Source organism: Sporosarcina highlanderae, assembly GCF_030433715.1.
Classification (GTDB): domain Bacteria; phylum Bacillota; class Bacilli; order Bacillales_A; family Planococcaceae; genus Sporosarcina; species Sporosarcina highlanderae.
This window is the reverse complement of the sequence record NZ_JAROCC010000013.1, coordinates 1-17,233: the sequence shown is the minus strand read 5'-3', so window position 1 is coordinate 17,233 and position 17,233 is coordinate 1. Positions and strand designations below refer to the sequence as shown.

Below are 17,233 nucleotides of genomic sequence, written 5' to 3'. Positions count from 1 at the left end.
ATTGAATATGAACACTTGTTCTGAGTATACTATAAGGAACGAGTGTTCTTAAATGGAGGGGAATCGCTATGTATACGGATTTACCGGACCGGAAAATTGTTTGCCTTGATATGCGGAGTTTCTATGCCAGCTGTGCGGCGGCGATGGAAGGGCTTGATGTCATGGATACGCCGATTGCCATTATTGGCAATAAGGAACGGAAAGGAGGCATTGTTTTAGCTGCTTCCCCTGCCTTGAAGAAGGAATTCGGTGTGCAGACGGGAATGCGACTGTATGAAATACCAGACGACCCTTCCATCCGACTGATTGAACCGAAAATGCAGTTTTATATCGATGTTTCAATGGAAATCGCGAGGCTCTTGAATCGCTATGTACCGAAAGAGGCAATCCATGTCTATTCTGTCGATGAAAGCTTCATTGACCTCGGCGGGACGGAGCGGCTATGGGGGCCTCCGGAAGAGACAGTTCAACGAATACAAGATGAGCTTGTCGATCAGTTTCAGCTAAGGTCGGCATGCGGAATGGGTCCGAATATGCTGATGTCGAAATTGGCCCTTGACCTGGATGCGAAAAAGACTGGCTTCGCCCGCTGGACATATAAAGACATTCCCTCAAGGCTTTGGCCGGTCGCACCGTTAAGCCGTATGTGGGGGATCGGCAGCAGGCTCGAAAAGACATTAAATAACATGGGAATCTTCTCGGTCGGAGATTTGGCGCACACTCCGCTTGAACGGCTGGAGCAGAAATTTGGCATCATGGGGAACCAATTGTATCACCATGCGCACGGCATTGATCTATCCGATCTTGGAGCACCGCTTGTCGAAGGGCAAATCAGCTTCGGGAAAGGGCAGATCCTCTATCGTGATTATACGAAGCGGGAAGATATTCTGACAGTCATTCTTGAGATGTGTGAAGATGTCGCATTACGGGCAAGGGAAGCGGGCAAAGCGGGCCGCACAGTCCATTTATCCATCGGTTACTCGAAAAATTCACTTGGTGGCGGCTTCGGGCGATCCCGTTCAATGTACGAGGCGACAAATGACACGATGACCATTTACCAGCTTTGCACAAAGCTATTAGACGAGTTCCATGACGGCCGTCCTGTCAGGCGCATTGCCATCAGTTTAGCGAATTTGGAAGACGAATATGCCATGCAACTCAGCCTTTTTGATCAACATAAATGGCGCAACCGCCAACTTGGAAAGGCAATGGACTCATTGCGTAAAAAATACGGCTCCACAGCCATATTACGCGCCGTATCCTATACGGACGCAGGGACAGCTGTCCATCGTTCGAAGCTGATCGGCGGGCATTACAAGTAAGATATTAGACCAGTTTGATGTAAGTTGTAGGATTGGAGTGGAAGGCGGCGACTCCTTGGGGATCAGCACGGGCTGAAGACCTTGGACTGAGAGGAGCGAGGGAAGCGGCTGAAGCCGTGCCCCCAGGAAAGCGTCCGCCTGGAACGGAAATCCGGTTATAATGCTTTCTGAAATTAATTAGCAAGGAGATGATGGAATGATCCGTGACCGAGGTCGCATCAAATGGACAGCGATGATGCTGCCGGAGCATGTCGAACAGCTGCGGGACTGGCAAAAGGAAGATCAACATCAAATTAGACAACAGCCCGATGAACAGCAAATGGAAGAATGGAATTATCAGATCCAAGAAGCAATCGAAAGAAATTTGTCGCTTACCGTTCATTATTGGCAGGACCAAAAAGTAAAAACGGTCAAGGGTTTTGTCAGCAAAATCAATGTACTGGAAGGCTTTTTCCAAATCACTTTTGGGGAGGGCAAGACCTACACAATTCCATTTGTCAACCTAAAAAGTATTTCAGATTTCGAATAATTTGAGTCTCGTACCTTTTCTATTGTTCAGAATTTTGGTAGACTATTCAGGGACATAGAAAAAGAGTAGGGGGAATACCGTGAAAGTATTATTACAGCTTGGCTGGTTTTTCAAACAACGGAAGAAACAATACGGATTGGGAATCGCGGCGCTTGTGTTCGTTTCCTTATTACAATTGCTTCCACCGAAAATCATCGGCTACATCGTCGATGATATTACACTTGGGACATTGACAGGGGACCAACTGACAAAATGGCTTATTATTTTGGCAGTTGCAGGGATTCTGATGTACGTATCGCGCTACTATTGGCGCGTCATGATTTTTGGCTCGGCAGTATTATTATCGCGGACAATGCGCGAGAAATTATTCAATCATTTCACAAGAATGTCGCCTTCTTTTTACCAAAAAAGACGAGTCGGCGATTTAATGGCACACGCAACGAACGACATCAATGCGGTGCAACAGACGGCGGGAATGGGGATTTTAACGCTGGTCGACTCCCTTTCCACAGGCGGGTTCGTCATCTTGACAATGGCATTGACCATCAACTGGAAACTGACATTGATTGCACTTATTCCATTTCCAGTCATGATTTTCCTTACAAGCTATTACGGTAGATTGCTACGCCGTCGCTTCCGGTTCGCGCAAGAGGCATTCTCCAACCTGAATGATAAGACGCAGGAGAGCATTTCTGGCGTTAAAGTGATCAAAACATTTGGTCAGCAAAAGGAAGATATTGAAGATTTCACTGATTTATCAACAGATGTCGTTGCAAGAAACATGCGAGTGGCAAAAGTTGATGCACTTTTTGATCCGACGATTACTGGAATTTTTGCCGTATCGTATATTCTATCTTTCTACTTCGGAACAAAATTCATCATTGCTGGTGATATGTCTATCGGTGACATGATCGCATTCAGTACATACCTCGGATTGTTAACTTGGCCAATGCTGGCATTTGGTTTCCTATTTAATATCGTGGAACGTGGAAATGCTTCGTATAGCCGGATTACTGAATTGTTATCGATCAATCCTGATATTCAGGATGTCACAGGTGCCATTAATCATCGACCCGAAGGGGATCTTCACTTCGACATTAAGGAATTCAAGTTCCCAGATGATGAAACTCCAGCGCTCCATGATGTACATTTCACCTTGAAACGCGGAGAAACGTTAGGGATTGTCGGAAAAACGGGATCGGGGAAAACTGCTATTTTGAAGTTGCTTCTAAGGGAATTTGAAGGGTATAAAGGAAGCATCGTCTATGGCGGAAACCCAATTAACAAATATAAACAGCAACGTTTACGGGAATCAATCGGTTATGTACCACAAGATCATTTCCTGTTCTCCACGACGATAGCGGAAAATATTGCATTTACAAATCCGAAAATCGATCGCGAGAAAATTTACGAAGCAGCAAGCCTTGCAAATATCCATGAAGATATTCAAGGGTTTGCTGAAGGGTATGAAACGGTTGTAGGGGAGCGCGGAGTATCATTGTCCGGGGGACAAAAACAACGGATCTCAATCGCCCGTGCACTTATCATGCAACCGGAATTACTCATTTTGGACGATTCGCTATCAGCGGTTGATGCCAAAACAGAAGAAACAATCCTTGAATCACTGAAACAGATGCGTACAGGAGAAACGACAATCATTACGTCACACCGTCTAAGTGCTATCCAGCATGCCCATAAGATTATCGTCATGCATGAAGGGACGATTGTTGAAGCAGGCACGCATGAAGAGTTGCTTGCAATCGACGGAAGATATAAAGAAATGTATGACTTGCAACAATTGGAAGTGCTTGTCGAGCAAGGAGGGGAAGAATAATGCAGATGGAAAAACAGCCCAAATTGACGGCGAAGGACCAATTCAATGTATTCAAGCGACTTATGCGCTATACAATCCCACATAAGGTGAGCATTACAATCGCATTGTTCTTGCTTATTTTGACAATAACCGGGAGCATTGTAGGACCCCTTATCATTCAATCATTCATTGATAATAATCTAACACCGCTTCATTTTCCAAAAAATGAAGTAATGACGCTTGCACTTGTCTATATCGGATTACAAGTGTTCATCGTAACCGTATCCTATTTTCAACTGCTGAGATTTCAAGATATCTCATTGAAAATTATTCAGCAGATGAGGATTGACGTTTTTACAAAAGTACATGGTTTAGGCATGCGCTACTTTGACAGGACACCAGCAGGAAGCATTGTATCACGTGTAACAAACGACACGGAATCCATCAAGGAAATGTTTACGAGTGTCGTTGTTACGTTCCTACAAGCGATTCTTGTCTTAATTGGTGTTTTCATCGCATTATTTTCATTGGATGTAAAATTGACGTTTGCATCCATGCTCTTGCTACCTTTATTCCTGACAATCATTATTGTATACCGACGTTATAGTGCCGATTTCTATCAGGATTTGCGGGAGCGTTTAAGTCAATTGAATGCCAAAATCGCAGAGTCATTGTCTGGTATGGGAATGGTGCAAGCGTTCAGACAAGAGGAACGCTTGGCGAAAGAATTTGACAACATCAACGAAGGCCACTACCGGGCAGGCATGCGAAATATCAAATTCGATAGTGTCCTGCTTGGGCCATTCATCGACTTGCTATATGCATTCGCAATCGTTTGTGTCCTTGGCTATTTTGGATTCATGTCACTTGACAGTGCAGTCGAAGTCGGAATCATCTACGCATTCACGACGTTGATCGGACGTTTATTCCAACCGGTTCAACAAGTAATGCAGAGGTTGTCGATTTTCCAACAGGCGTTAGTTTCAGCATCGCGCGTGTTTAAATTGATGGATGACCCTGATATGGAGCCTGCGCAAAAAGAAACGGTTAATAAGGAAATTCAAAAAGGTACTATTGAATTCCGGAACGTGACGTTTTCGTATGACGGGAAAAATGATGTATTGAAAAATATTTCCTTCACCGCAAACGCAGGTGAGACTGTTGCGTTGGTTGGGCACACAGGTAGCGGAAAGAGTTCCATCATTAATTTGCTTATGCGTTTCTATGAATACAATAAAGGTGAAATCCTCATTGACGGTGTTTCTTTGAAGGATTTGCCTAAAGAGGAACTTCGGAAGAAAATTGGTCTCGTTCTTCAAGATCCGTTCCTGTTCTACGGGGATATCGAAAGTAATATCCGTCTGCATAATGAAGGAATGTCTTCGGAAGAGGTACGTGCCGCGGCCGAATTCGTTCAAGCGAATGAATTCATCGAAAAGCTGCCGGATAAATACGCACAGAAAGTAACGGAGCGTGGTTCAACATTCTCCAGCGGGCAACGCCAACTTGTTGCATTCGCAAGGACAATCGCAACGAACCCGAAAATACTTGTCTTGGACGAAGCGACAGCCAATATTGATACAGAAACAGAAGTCGCCATTCAGGCAAGTTTGGAGAAAATGCGTAAAGGTAGAACAACGATAGCAATTGCTCACAGGTTGAGCACAATTCAAGATGCAGAACTTATTTTAGTGTTGCATCAAGGGGAAATCGTTGAGCGCGGAAATCACCAACAGCTCCTTGCACAAAAAGGATTGTATTATATGATGTATCAGCTTCAAAATGGAATTATGGATGACGCAATTTAAGAAATGGCCTGCACGCATTGATTATACAATGCGTGCAAGCCATTTTTCTTTTGTCCAGCTCCGGACGCCAGGTGCTCGGGGTCATAAGTCAAAGTTGCTACGTGTCAAAAAGCGCCACTTCGCATCTTCGCCTTATGCCCGTCGCACCTAAGCGGGCGCCCTTCGCTTTTCTGTGTTCGAAAATTGTTCACAGACAAAATGGGCGAAATTTGGTGCAGGATTTGTTACGATGGAGGTAGAAAAATGAAGGGGAGAGAATATGGCGACTGATTTAAATATATTTCTTGCATTCGGAGCTGGTTTTCTTAGCTTCATATCACCGTGTGTCCTGCCATTGTATCCAGCATTCATATCTTACATTACCGGGATGTCGATTGAAGAACTGAAATCGGATTCGAAACGGATGAACCGGAACGGCATGTTTCACACGCTTTTCTTTTTACTTGGGTTTTCGATTGTCTTCGTGTTTTTAGGGTTCAGTACTTCGTTTGTTGGTACTTTCTTTATACAATACAAAGATATGCTTAGACAGATTGGTGCCATTTTCATAGTTGTATTTGGACTGATGGTCATCGGATTGTTCACTCCGAAGTTTTTAATGAAAGAACATAGGCTGCAATTCAAAAATCGTCCTGCAGGCTACTTAGGTACTGCATTGATCGGGCTCGCTTTTTCTGCAGGCTGGCAACCATGTATGGGGCCAATAATCGGTGCAATCATTGGATTGGCTGCAGCAAATCCAGGATCCAGCATGCTTTATATGATGCTATATGTATTAGGCTTCGCGATTCCATTTTTCATTTTGTCGTTTTTCATCACAAGACTTGGATGGATCCGCAGAAACAGCAATCTCATTATGAAAATCGGTGGCTATATCATGATTGTATTCGGTCTCGTGTTATTTTTCGACGGCATCACATACCTCACAAGTTTACTAAGCCCGATTTTTGGAGATTTCCAAGGTTTTTAATAAAAAACGCTTACCATACTTGCCTCCATCCATTCAAAAATGCTGATGGAGGCAATTTAAGTTAATAAACCGCAAAAGGAGGAGTTGCAGATGAAAGAAATCGGATCTTTTGAACAGTGGCTGGAAATAGTAGCCACAGAACCTAAACTACTATTATTCGTTAAAACGGACCATTGCTCGGTCTGTGATGGGCTTTATCCACAAGTGGCCGAACTTGAAGATGAATATCAATTTCCTTTTTATAAAGCGAACGTAGCGCAAGTTCCTGAAATGGCGGGCCAGTTATCCTTATTTACGGCACCTGTCATTCTATTGTTCCACCAAGAAAAAGAAACTGCCCGATTTGCGAGATTCGTTCAAATGGAACAGTTGAAACATCGGATGGCTGAATTGGCAGAATGGGGGAAGGGGAATGCTTAAGCTGCGTGAATTCGTTGATTTTGTTTTTACGGAAATTCCTTCTATATATTTAATTGTCGGTTCAACATTACTCTTCATATTCATGGGAACGATGGCGTTTTTCGTACGAGCCAATGCAGCAAAAAAGCCGATTTCCATGAAAAGAATCATCTTACCGCCACTATTCATGTCAACAGGGGCATTGATGTTTGTATTTGAAGAGTTCAGGGTTCCTCTTCCACAGGTGTTAGAATCGATTTTCATTGGGTTGCTGTTTTCATTGATATTGATCAAAACGACAAACTTCGAGGTTAAAGAAGATAAGCTTTACGTGAAAAAGTCGAGGGCTTTCCTTTTCATATTAGTAGGTTTACTAGTTGTTCGCCTTGTTGCAAAATTGATATTAAGCAGTACTATAAATGTTGGAGAGCTTGGGGGAATATTTTGGATTTTAGCATTTGCAATGATTCTCCCATGGCGTATAGGAATGCTCGTGAAATATTCCAAACTTAAAAATGTAGCAAATTAAACAAAAGAGGCCTCCTCAATATAGGAAAGCCTCTTTTGTTATTCAAATAAATGCTCATATGGCGTCAGATCGACCTTCATCGAATCTAATTTCTTGCGAAGAAATTTATGGTCACGCTTAGGTGTAGCGATGATATAGCCACGGATAATATGATCGAAGCTAATTGTCTTCGCTCGATCCTCCAGCGCGATTTGGCCAATTTTAGCGCCGATTTTCTGTTTAGCTACGTCTCGGAAAAGTTCCGGTACGGGGCTGACAAGTTCATTCAATAGAGCTTTCGCTTCATCATTCCAGAGATGAAGGGATTCATTTACATAATGTTCTTCCCAATCAAGCGTGGATTTACCGTCCGCCTTAGGAAATACCTTGAGGAATTTGCGGAACATGAAGAAGCCACCAATCCCGAAAAGACCGACAAGAACGAAACACCAGAAAATGATGAACCATATAAAGAAATCTTGCAACTATCTTCACCTCTTCCATTCTACTCACTATTATAGAAGCTTTTTTGAAAAAATACACGAAGAAAGTATACTTTTTATCAATTGATGCGCTTGTTTCATTAAAAGTGAAGTGAACTTCACGGAAAAGTCAAGATTTGGACAAGAAGGAGTAGGGTAGTGCGGTTGTTTGAAATTGACTCTTCCACTATGATAAAGTAAGTATGCAAAGTGGAGGAGTCTGATTATGCCTAAAAAAGTTTTTCTTTCTTTTATTTTACCACTCATGTTAGTATTGAGTGCGTGCTCGATGGGCGGATTCAAGCCGGACCATAAGTATAAGATTGAGCCCTTCAGCTCAACAAACCAACATAATGAACAAGTGTCCTTAGATGATCTCAAAGGGACAGTTTGGATTGCTCAATTTGTCTTTACGAATTGTGATAATGTTTGCTTGCCAATGATGGCGAATATGGCGGATCTTCAAAAGCAACTACAAGATGAAGGAATTGAAGACTACAAAATTGTTTCTTTTAGTGTGGATCCTGAATATGATACACCCGAAGTATTACAGGAGTACTTGGACGCATTCGATCCAGTGGATCAAAGCAAATGGGAAATGTTGACTGGATATAGCCAGGAAGCAATTGAAAAACTTGCGATTGGATCATTTAAGACATTTGTAACGAAAGCACCGGATACTGTAATCCATGGCTCCGGATTTAGCTTGGTAAATAAAGATGGAGTATCCGTAAAAACGTATAATGGAGCGGAGGACGTTCCATACGATCAAATGGTAAAAGATATTAAGGCTCTTATAAAAGAAGACGCTAAATCATAAATGATGAATGGAAAAGGGTGATGCAGTGAAAAAGAAGAAAAAGGGATTATCTATAAAAGCGAAATTATTCATGATCGTTTTATTTATACCCGTCGCTGTCGTCACCTTTACCTTATCAGCAATTGTTTGGACAGCAATAGAAAATCCAGCTTTGTTGAAGAAATCTGCGAGTACGTTGCTTGAATTTCAAGATAGGCATACAGCAACTGTAATTCCTGAGGATTACATTCCAATTTACAAGGCAGCTGGAGAGGAATACGGAATTCCTTGGACGCTGTTAGCTGCACATCATCGGATTGAAACCCGTTTTTCAACAATGGATCCTTTATTGTCTCCAGTGGGTGCGGAAGGCCATATGCAATTCATGCCTTGTACATTTGTCGGTTGGAGCTATCCAGGATGTGAGGGCCTTGGAAAAGGGGATATCCCAGAAAAAGATAAAACCAATCCAGAGGTTATTAAAAAGCATGGCGGGTATGGCGTCGATGCGAATGGAGATGGAATTGCAGATCCATATGATATCGAAGACGCGATTTTCAGTGCTGCCAATTATTTGTCAAGAAGCGGGGCCGCTGAAGGTAAAATTGAACAAGCTATTTATCTTTATAACCGGAGCGATAAATATGTTGAAGATGTCTTATGGTTCTTCAATGAATTCGAGAGTCAACAACAAGGAGAAGATTAAAAAAGAGCATCGAGGGAAAACCCTCGATGCTCTTTTTATTCGTATAGACTCCGTGCGCCCTGCACTTTTGTTTTTTATGATGCTCTACGCATCGATTTCATGATCAAGCTCACAATAAACACAAGGATTAGTGCTCCTAATAGGGCTGGGATGATATAGAAATCAGAAACCCGTGGTCCCCATTGGCCAAGAAGCATTCCACCAACCCAAGCACCGACGATACCAGCAATAATATTACCAATAATGCCGCCCGGAATGTCTTTCCCTAAAATGAGGCCTGCAAGCCAACCTATAACTCCTCCAATAATTAAGAACCAAATAAAGCTCATTTTCCTTCATCTCCTTTTAGTAATTCATAATTGCTTCCGTAGTATATGAATATCCGATATTTCGATACGTCAAACATTTTAAGCAAAAAAATTACTAATAAGGAGAGGATTATCGGATGATTGTCGCGCCTAATGAATTTTCAAAATGGCCAAGTGCCCACTCATGACCTGCGGGATTAAAGCTTGCAACCCCTTTTTCATGGATGATTATGTCGAACCCTTTATTGTAAGCGTCGACTGATGTGTGGAGGATACAGATATCTGTACAAACACCGACTAAGTGCAATTCGGTTATACCGCGCGCTCGTAATTGTATTTCAAGATCGGTACCCGCAAAGGCACTGTAGCGTGTCTTATCCACCCAAAGAATCTCTTCTTTCCTTTCCTCATAAAGAGTATGCAAAGTACCAAACGGTTCTCGTCCGGCTGTTCCCCTAATATTATGCGGAGGAAATAATTTAGTTTCCGGATGGTAGGGGTCATCTTTCTCGTGAACATCAACTGGCATGATGACAAGTTGCCCATCATCCAAAAACTTTCTTGTCAATTCGGTAATATATCCCTCTAAATCAATACCAGGCTGACCGCAAGTTAGCGCTCCATCTTCTGCAACGAAATCATACGTATAATCGATCACTAATAGTGCTTTGTCCATGATTTACACCCTTTCTGTTTGTCTATACACCTATCATGACATATTAGTGTTAATAAATCATTAAAAATTAGCAAACTCTTGGATAAATTGAATGTTATCAAAGATTGAAAAGGTCATTACTTTTTCTTATGATATACTATAAATTTTAAGTATTTTACTTATGAACACAGATGTACTATGATGAAGTAGAGAAAAGATGCTTATTTACGGCCTTTTCAGTCGAAAAAGGAGGAATTCACAAATGGCAAAAAGCAATTTGCACAACAGCCGCAAATCTTTCGAGTTGAATGGTAAAACATATAACTTTTACCACATCAAAGCACTTGAAGATGCAGGCGTTGCGAACGTTTCCAAACTACCTTATTCAGTAAAAGTGCTATTAGAGTCCGTCTTGCGCCAACATGACGGTTATGTGATCAAAGACGAACACGTCGAAAACTTGGCAAAATGGGGCAAGGATGCAGATAAAGACGCAGAAGTTCCTTTCAAACCTTCCCGCGTTATCCTACAAGACTTCACTGGAGTTCCAGTTGTTGTTGACCTTGCATCCCTTCGTTCAGCTATGGCTGAAATGGGTGGAGACCCTAATAAAATTAATCCTGAGATTCCAGTCGATCTTGTTATCGACCACTCCGTACAAGTCGACCGTTACGGTTCAGCAGACGCATTGCGCTTGAACATGGAACTTGAATTCGAACGTAACGCTGAGCGCTATCAGTTCCTGAGCTGGGCACAAAAAGCGTACGATAACTATCGTGCAGTTCCTCCAGCAACTGGTATCGTTCACCAAGTTAACCTTGAGTACCTTGCAAGCGTTGTACACGCAATCGAAAACGAAGATGGCACATACGAAACATACCCAGATACATTAGTCGGAACAGACTCCCATACAACAATGATCAACGGTATCGGTGTTCTTGGATGGGGTGTTGGTGGTATTGAAGCAGAAGCAGGTATGCTTGGCCAACCTTCGTACTTCCCGATTCCAGAAGTAATCGGTGTAAAACTTGTTGGCGAACTTCCAAACGGAACGACTGCTACAGACCTTGCACTTAAAGTGACACAAACACTTCGTGCACATGGCGTTGTTGGTAAATTCGTCGAGTTCTTCGGACCTGGAGTATCGAAATTACCGCTTGCAGACCGTGCAACAATTGCGAACATGGCTCCTGAATACGGTGCGACTTGCGGTTTCTTCCCAGTTGACGAAGAATCCCTTGACTATATGCGTCTAACAGGACGAGAAGAAGATCATATCCAAGTCGTTAAGAAATATCTTGAAGAAAATGATATGTTCTTCACGCCAGATAATGAAGATCCTACTTACACAGAAGTGATCGAAATTGATCTAACAAAAATTGAAGCAAACCTTGCTGGCCCTAAGCGTCCGCAAGATATGATCCCGCTTACAGAACTACAACGTTCATTTAAGGAATCCGTTGTAGCTCCTGAAGGAAACCAAGGCTTCGGTCTTACTCCAAAGGAATTCGAAAAGCAAGGAACAGTTGAGTTTGCGGACGGCCGCACTGTTGGTATGAAAACAGGTGACCTTGCAATTGCAGCAATCACTTCTTGTACAAACACTTCCAACCCTTACGTTATGTTAGGTGCCGGACTTGTTGCGAAGAAAGCTGTTGAAAAAGGACTTACACCTCCTGCATACGTGAAAACTTCACTTGCACCAGGTTCAAAAGTTGTTACAGGCTACTTAGAGGACTCCGGCCTTTCTAAATACTTGGATCAAATCGGATTCAACACAGTTGGTTATGGATGTACGACATGTATCGGGAACTCAGGTCCACTTCTTCCTGAAATCGAAAAAACGATTACAGAAAACGACCTTTTAGTATCTTCAGTACTATCCGGTAACCGTAACTTCGAAGGACGTATCCACCCACTTGTGAAAGCGAACTACTTGGCTTCACCGCCACTTGTTGTCGCTTATGCGCTTGCTGGAACTGTCGATATCGACTTCGAAAAAGATCCAATCGGTAAAGCGAAAGACGGCACGGATGTATTCTTCAAAGACCTTTGGCCAACATCGGAAGAAGTGAAGGAAGTCGTTAAAGCGACAGTAACACCTGAACTATTCCGTAAAGAATATGCTCGCGTATTTACGGAGAACGAAGCTTGGAATGCAATCGAGACAACTGACGATTCATTATATGATTTCGATGAAAACTCGACTTATATCCAAAACCCACCGTTCTTCGAAGGCTTGTCAAAAGAGCCTGCTGATATCGAAGCTCTATCCGGACTTCGTGTCATCGGTAAATTCGGTGATTCAATCACGACTGACCATATTTCTCCTGCAGGCGCAATCGGTAAAGATACGCCTGCTGGTAAATACTTGCGCGAACGCGGCGTAGAGCCACGTTACTTCAACTCTTACGGTTCACGCCGTGGTAACCATGAAGTAATGATGCGTGGTACATTCGCGAACATCCGTATCCGTAACCAAGTCGCAAGAGGCACTGAAGGCGGCTACACGACATACTGGCCAACTAAAGAAATTTGCCCGATTTATGACGCTGCTATGCGTTACCAAGAGGATGGAACAGGTCTTGCAATACTTGCAGGCAAAGACTACGGAATGGGCTCTTCACGTGACTGGGCAGCAAAAGGTACTTCACTCTTAGGAATCAAAACAGTCATCGCTGAAAGCTATGAGCGTATCCACCGTTCGAACCTTGTCATGATGGGTGTTCTTCCACTTCAATTCTTGAATGGCGAAAGTGCAGAAACACTTGGCCTAACAGGTGAAGAGGAAATTAGCGTAAATATCGCGAAAGGCGTAAAACCACGCGATATCCTGAAAGTGACAGCAACTGCAAATGACGGCTCTGTTAAAGAGTTTGACGTATTAGCTCGTTTCGACTCCGAAGTTGAAATCGACTATTACCGTCACGGTGGAATCCTTCAAATGGTTCTTCGTGATAAAATGAAGAATAACTAATAAGCTTAACAAAGGCGCCCGATAAAATCGGGCGCCTTTTAACATGCTTGATTTTATTATTGACAGATTATTAATAGTCACATATAATATAATACAATTAACTTTCTATAAACAAGCATTGAGAAGGACACGAATCATTCGGGAAGCTTCACCAGAGAACAGGATCACGGCTGGAAGTCCTGTAGCGGAAGAATTGATTTACCACCTTTAAGCTATGATAGGGGACTGCGTATTGCAGGAAACTATGATCGGGAGACCGTTATCGATTGAAGCGCTGTGCTTTTTAAACATGGCGAAATCAGGGTGGCACCACGACCGCATTCGTCCCTTTCTTGGGGAAGAATGCGGTCTTTTTTAATTTAATATGAAGCGTTGAGAAGGATATGAATCATTTCGGAAGATTTACCAGAGAACAGGATCTTGGCTGGAAATCCTGTAGCAGAAGAGTTGATTTACCACCTTTGAGCAATCATTGAGGACTGCATTTTGCAGGAAACTATGATCGGGAGACCGTTATCAATTGAGCGCCATGGTTTTTAAACATGGCGGAATCAGGGTGGTACCACGACCGCATTCGTCCCTTTACGAGGGACGAATGCGGTTTTTTTATATAAAAAAAGGAGGAATTACAATGTCAGTACAAATGGATATTGAAAAAAGGAATCATCGTAAATTGGGCCAGGAGCTTGAATTATTCATGTCATCAGAAGAAGCGCCAGGCATGCCGTTTTATTTGCCGAAAGGGATGATTGTGCGCAATGAGTTGGAGCAATTTTGGAAAAGAAAGCATCAGGAAGCAGGCTATGAAGAGATTAAAACACCGATTATGATGAAGCAAGGATTATGGGAACAATCCGGCCATTGGGATCATTATCATGAGAACATGTATTTTTCGGATGTAGATGAACAGCAGTATGCATTGAAACCGATGAATTGTCCGGGTGCGATGCTTGTATTTAATCATAAACGGAGAAGTTATCGAGAATTGCCAATCCGTTATGCGGAATTAGGTTTAGTGCACCGCCACGAATTATCAGGATCCTTGAATGGACTATTACGAGTACGTGCATTTACACAAGACGATGCACATCTATTCGTCCGCAAGGATCAAATTGAACAAGAAATCGATTGTGTATTGGATTTGATAGACGATATCTACTCGGAATTCGGTTTCAGTTATGAAGTCGAATTATCGACAAGGCCGGAAAATTATATGGGCTCCATCGATTTATGGAACAAAGCGGAACAGTCACTGGAAGAGGTGCTTAAACAGCGGGGAATGGCTTATCGTATTAACGAAGGAAATGGGGCGTTTTATGGTCCAAAGATAGATTTTCACATACTGGATTCGTTAGGGCGGAGTTGGCAATGTGGAACTGTGCAATTAGATTTCCAAATGCCGGAGAAGTTCAATTGCCGGTACATTAAGGAAGAGAATGAACTTGAATTCCCAATCATTATCCATCGAGCGATTTTCGGCTCTGTCGAGAGATTCCTTGCCATTCTCATTGAGCATTATGCAGGGGAATTTCCATTATGGCTCGCACCGGAGCAAGTAAGGATCATTCCGATTGCTGATATGCATGTAGCTTATGCTGAGGAAGTAAAGAAGGAGCTTGCAGCAAAGGGATACCGTGTGAATGTGGATGACCGTGCTGAAAAGATGGGATTGAAAATTAGGGAATCGGAGAAGCAGAAGGTTCCGTATATGATGATTGTTGGTGATCGGGAAGTTGAAAAACAAATGGTTTCTGTACGGAAGCGTAAAGAAGGGGACCTTGGTCAGTTAGTCATTGATGATGTCTTGAATTTATTAAAAGCGGAATAAGAAAAGAGTGCCGAAGAAGCACTCTTTCCTTATTTACCTCTTGTTAGTCGGAATGCACGAATTCGACATTCGTTCCTTCGTACAATCCATTCTGAAATTTATACGTAATATAAAAGCTCCCTATATATCCACCAACGGGTGCAATCTGGGCACCGATGAGGGCCGTCAATTGATTATCGATAACTTCAAATCGTATCAAGTTATCAGTAACAACATCGGAAAAAAGATTCTCCGGTTCAATCCCTAATGTATCTATTTTTATGACCGTCTTTTCTTTCCCAATCGTAATAATAGCTTCCGATTTGGTCAACTTCGTTTTCACGTTCTTCAAAAGAATCGCCATTGGATTATCAACAATCATTTCCCTATACACATTGCCGATATTTGTTTCAGTATTATGCAGGACATGAACCTCTTGAAGAATAATGCCAGTACCATACCCTTGAGTTAAAATGATGATTAACTCTTTTTTTCCATCATGATTAATATCATGATAAATCAGTTGCGGCCAATACGTCTCATTTGACACATTGATCCAAAACGGGAAGTATTGAATAACCCCATTTGCCTCTAATCGGAATTTTTCCAAATTGCCTTCTCTCTCAGTAGCATATAAATAGATATTTGCTTCCGGTATTTTCCCAACAACTTTTTCAATGGCCATAGATTTAACTGGTTTTATCATCAGACCTATCAAACAGGCTGCTACGCAACATACTAACACCCGATTCATATAACACCTCATTACCGTTTGGTTTAGTATGAGGAAAATACTTTTGAAAATTCATAACAATTATGTCACACTATTCATTATAAGCACAATTATCACTCATAAAAAAGTATACCGATTGGATGTGGTGTCTTGTTGAGAAATATAGCCTATATAATCCTATTAATCACTTTTCTTTTTATTATAACAGCTTGCGAGGAAAAGGTTGGCGAGGAAATTGATCCGATTGATAGGGTACAAGGTACAGATAGCCCCCGGCCGACTGTGAAAGGCGTAGAAAATGTAGATGTACTTAAACATGTAAGTAGCATTAATGGGTTGGAAAGAATGGAAAGGTTTTATAAAAACACGCAACAAGGTGTTTCATCTGATTTGCGAATTGTCCATTACACGTTTGAAGGGGCTCCAATCGTCACTGATTTAAATTACGACGGAGAGACAATGAAGATAACCTTTGACACATCACGCAACAAATATGGAAGTGGTGAAATAACAACCACTAAATGCAGCAAATTGGTGGAGGAAGTCAATCCAACGAATACGACCTATATTGCGGTTGATTGTTCGGATGGCCGTTCTGGAATGGTTGAAATTTTAGCTCTTGATTATAACCTAAAGCAACAGGACCTTTTTGAATTCGAATTAAAGTTCGGTAATGGATTGAAAAATGAAGTAAATACAAATACAAGAAAAACTACAAGGGTTAATAGTTTAACGAAAATAAAGAAAACCAATGATCTTCAAATGTCACCGAAAGTAAAGCAGGAAGTCTTTAAACGATTGGTCCTAACATTAAGTGACATTGAATTAGAGACTAATTGCCATACGAAAAAATTTGAAGAGTATAATTTGAAAGTATATATTAATAGCGCCGAGGAAGAGTTTCATTGGTCCAGCTGTGATAAAAGTTCTCAAGGCGCAAAATTCACCAAGATTGCTGAATATATAATTGCACAGTCTGAAATGGAGCAAGAAGAAAATCCCGAAACAGTCATTCAAGGATATATCCTTAAAGTGAAAGATGATACGTTGTTAATCGGCGTCGACTTTAGTCGATTAGAGTATGAATGGCTAAAAAATGAAATAGGAAATATCGATTTAAGCTTATATGCCTTTAAGTACATTTTCTTGGAAGGCGTTGAAAATGAAGAGTTTAAGATTGGTGATAAAATAGAAGCTGTTTTAAATGGCAGTATAACAAATACACATCCAGGGAAAGCAAAAGTGAAAGAGATTAAGAGAATCAATGTGCCTGGACTTTGATAAATCTTATACTATGAAAAGATTTATTTTTTTACTTAGTAATTTCCGTTGATTGAATTGGAAACATACTAACATTAGTAGTGCAGACCATGGCCATGGTTTGTGCTACTATTTTTTTATAGTAGAAGTGAAGGAA

At 41.8% G+C, this 17,233-nt stretch carries 17 protein-coding genes; 13 read left to right on the top strand and 4 right to left on the bottom strand.

The genetic code is table 11. The features are described 5' to 3' along the window. Positions 1-68: 68 nt before the first annotated feature. The 8 genes from P5G49_RS14585 (at position 69) to P5G49_RS14550 (ending at position 7,370) form a co-directional block, all read left to right on the top strand. Positions 69-1,322 carry a Y-family DNA polymerase gene (locus tag P5G49_RS14585; RefSeq protein ID WP_301244915.1) on the top strand — a complete coding sequence of 418 codons (1,254 nt, stop codon included), beginning with the start codon at positions 69-71 and terminating at the stop codon, positions 1,320-1,322. 32 nt (positions 1,323-1,354) lie between these two features. Continuing rightward, the gene (locus P5G49_RS14580) at positions 1,355-1,483 is read left to right on the top strand and encodes a hypothetical protein (protein WP_301244914.1); all 129 of its coding nucleotides are present in this window, start codon (positions 1,355-1,357) and stop codon (positions 1,481-1,483) included. Between the two features lie 35 nt (positions 1,484-1,518). Beyond that, positions 1,519-1,851, top strand: coding sequence for a YolD-like family protein (locus P5G49_RS14575; protein ID WP_301244913.1), 333 nt, complete (start codon positions 1,519-1,521; stop codon positions 1,849-1,851). 79 nt (positions 1,852-1,930) lie between these two features. After that, positions 1,931-3,685: an ABC transporter ATP-binding protein gene (locus P5G49_RS14570; protein ID WP_301244912.1), complete on the top strand. Its 1,755-nt coding sequence runs from the start codon at positions 1,931-1,933 to the stop codon at positions 3,683-3,685. A gap of 5 nt (positions 3,686-3,690) precedes the next feature. Further along, the gene (locus P5G49_RS14565; RefSeq protein ID WP_301245047.1) at positions 3,691-5,472 is read left to right on the top strand and encodes an ABC transporter ATP-binding protein; all 1,782 of its coding nucleotides are present in this window, start codon (positions 3,691-3,693) and stop codon (positions 5,470-5,472) included. Positions 5,473-5,731: 259 nt separating this feature from the next. Then, positions 5,732-6,442 carry a cytochrome c biogenesis CcdA family protein gene (locus P5G49_RS14560; protein ID WP_301244911.1) on the top strand — a complete coding sequence of 237 codons (711 nt, stop codon included), beginning with the start codon at positions 5,732-5,734 and terminating at the stop codon, positions 6,440-6,442. 90 nt (positions 6,443-6,532) lie between these two features. Further along, entirely contained in the window at positions 6,533-6,862 is a 330-nt protein-coding gene (locus P5G49_RS14555) for a thioredoxin family protein (protein WP_301244910.1), read from the top strand. Beyond that, complete coding sequence (locus P5G49_RS14550; RefSeq protein ID WP_301244909.1) at positions 6,855-7,370, top strand: CcdC family protein; 516 nt, start codon at positions 6,855-6,857, stop codon at positions 7,368-7,370. The genes P5G49_RS14555 and P5G49_RS14550 overlap by 8 nt, the downstream gene beginning before the upstream one ends. A gap of 38 nt (positions 7,371-7,408) precedes the next feature. On the opposite strand, the gene P5G49_RS14545 is transcribed toward P5G49_RS14550, so the two are convergent. Then, complete coding sequence (locus tag P5G49_RS14545) at positions 7,409-7,834, bottom strand: DUF2621 domain-containing protein (RefSeq protein ID WP_301244908.1); 426 nt, start codon at positions 7,832-7,834, stop codon at positions 7,409-7,411. 223 nt (positions 7,835-8,057) lie between these two features. Between P5G49_RS14545 and P5G49_RS14540 the strand changes: the two genes are divergently transcribed. Together P5G49_RS14540 and P5G49_RS14535 are read left to right on the top strand one after the other, a co-directional pair. Further along, positions 8,058-8,651, top strand: a complete 594-nt coding sequence (locus tag P5G49_RS14540; RefSeq protein WP_301244907.1) for an SCO family protein — start codon at positions 8,058-8,060, stop codon at positions 8,649-8,651. Positions 8,652-8,676: 25 nt separating this feature from the next. Then, complete coding sequence (locus tag P5G49_RS14535) at positions 8,677-9,336, top strand: lytic transglycosylase domain-containing protein (RefSeq protein ID WP_301244906.1); 660 nt, start codon at positions 8,677-8,679, stop codon at positions 9,334-9,336. A 74-nt stretch (positions 9,337-9,410) separates the two neighbouring features. On the opposite strand, the gene P5G49_RS14530 is transcribed toward P5G49_RS14535, so the two are convergent. After that, positions 9,411-9,665 (bottom strand): GlsB/YeaQ/YmgE family stress response membrane protein, encoded by a 255-nt coding sequence (locus P5G49_RS14530; RefSeq protein WP_301244905.1) that lies wholly within the window; start codon positions 9,663-9,665, stop codon positions 9,411-9,413. Positions 9,666-9,774: 109 nt separating this feature from the next. Then, positions 9,775-10,320 carry a cysteine hydrolase family protein gene (locus P5G49_RS14525; protein ID WP_301244904.1) on the bottom strand — a complete coding sequence of 182 codons (546 nt, stop codon included), beginning with the start codon at positions 10,318-10,320 and terminating at the stop codon, positions 9,775-9,777. Between the two features lie 241 nt (positions 10,321-10,561). On the opposite strand from P5G49_RS14525, the gene acnA reads away from it, so the two are divergent. Both acnA and thrS read left to right on the top strand, forming a co-directional pair. Beyond that, a complete protein-coding gene (acnA, locus tag P5G49_RS14520) occupies positions 10,562-13,276 on the top strand; it encodes an aconitate hydratase AcnA (RefSeq protein WP_301244903.1) in 2,715 nt (904 codons plus the stop codon). A gap of 631 nt (positions 13,277-13,907) precedes the next feature. Then, a complete protein-coding gene (gene thrS, locus P5G49_RS14515; protein ID WP_301244902.1) occupies positions 13,908-15,104 on the top strand; it encodes a threonine--tRNA ligase in 1,197 nt (398 codons plus the stop codon). Between the two features lie 43 nt (positions 15,105-15,147). Here the strand turns inward: thrS and P5G49_RS14510 are convergent, their stop codons facing one another. Then, entirely contained in the window at positions 15,148-15,837 is a 690-nt protein-coding gene (locus P5G49_RS14510) for a hypothetical protein (RefSeq protein WP_301244901.1), read from the bottom strand. A 129-nt stretch (positions 15,838-15,966) separates the two neighbouring features. Here P5G49_RS14510 and P5G49_RS14505 point away from each other — a divergent pair, with 129 nt between their 5' ends. Continuing rightward, positions 15,967-17,097: a DUF4362 domain-containing protein gene (locus P5G49_RS14505; RefSeq protein WP_301244899.1), complete on the top strand. Its 1,131-nt coding sequence runs from the start codon at positions 15,967-15,969 to the stop codon at positions 17,095-17,097. Positions 17,098-17,233: the final 136 nt, after the last annotated feature.

What these genes read in the sequence shown, in the direction of transcription:
- P5G49_RS14565 (WP_301245047.1), top strand. Translation starts at nt 3,691, where the DNA reads ATGGAAAAACAGCCCAAATTGACGGCGAAGGACCAATTCAATGTATTC.
- P5G49_RS14555 (WP_301244910.1), top strand. Translation starts at nt 6,533, where the DNA reads ATGAAAGAAATCGGATCTTTTGAACAGTGGCTGGAAATAGTAGCCACA.
- P5G49_RS14585 (WP_301244915.1), top strand. Translation starts at nt 69, where the DNA reads ATGTATACGGATTTACCGGACCGGAAAATTGTTTGCCTTGATATGCGG.
- P5G49_RS14525 (WP_301244904.1), bottom strand. Translation starts at nt 10,320, where the DNA reads ATGGACAAAGCACTATTAGTGATCGATTATACGTATGATTTCGTTGCA.
- acnA (WP_301244903.1), top strand. Translation starts at nt 10,562, where the DNA reads ATGGCAAAAAGCAATTTGCACAACAGCCGCAAATCTTTCGAGTTGAAT.
- P5G49_RS14575 (WP_301244913.1), top strand. Translation starts at nt 1,519, where the DNA reads ATGATCCGTGACCGAGGTCGCATCAAATGGACAGCGATGATGCTGCCG.
- P5G49_RS14550 (WP_301244909.1), top strand. Translation starts at nt 6,855, where the DNA reads ATGCTTAAGCTGCGTGAATTCGTTGATTTTGTTTTTACGGAAATTCCT.
- P5G49_RS14510 (WP_301244901.1), bottom strand. Translation starts at nt 15,837, where the DNA reads ATGAATCGGGTGTTAGTATGTTGCGTAGCAGCCTGTTTGATAGGTCTG.
- thrS (WP_301244902.1), top strand. Translation starts at nt 13,908, where the DNA reads ATGTCAGTACAAATGGATATTGAAAAAAGGAATCATCGTAAATTGGGC.
- P5G49_RS14530 (WP_301244905.1), bottom strand. Translation starts at nt 9,665, where the DNA reads ATGAGCTTTATTTGGTTCTTAATTATTGGAGGAGTTATAGGTTGGCTT.
- P5G49_RS14560 (WP_301244911.1), top strand. Translation starts at nt 5,732, where the DNA reads ATGGCGACTGATTTAAATATATTTCTTGCATTCGGAGCTGGTTTTCTT.
- P5G49_RS14540 (WP_301244907.1), top strand. Translation starts at nt 8,058, where the DNA reads ATGCCTAAAAAAGTTTTTCTTTCTTTTATTTTACCACTCATGTTAGTA.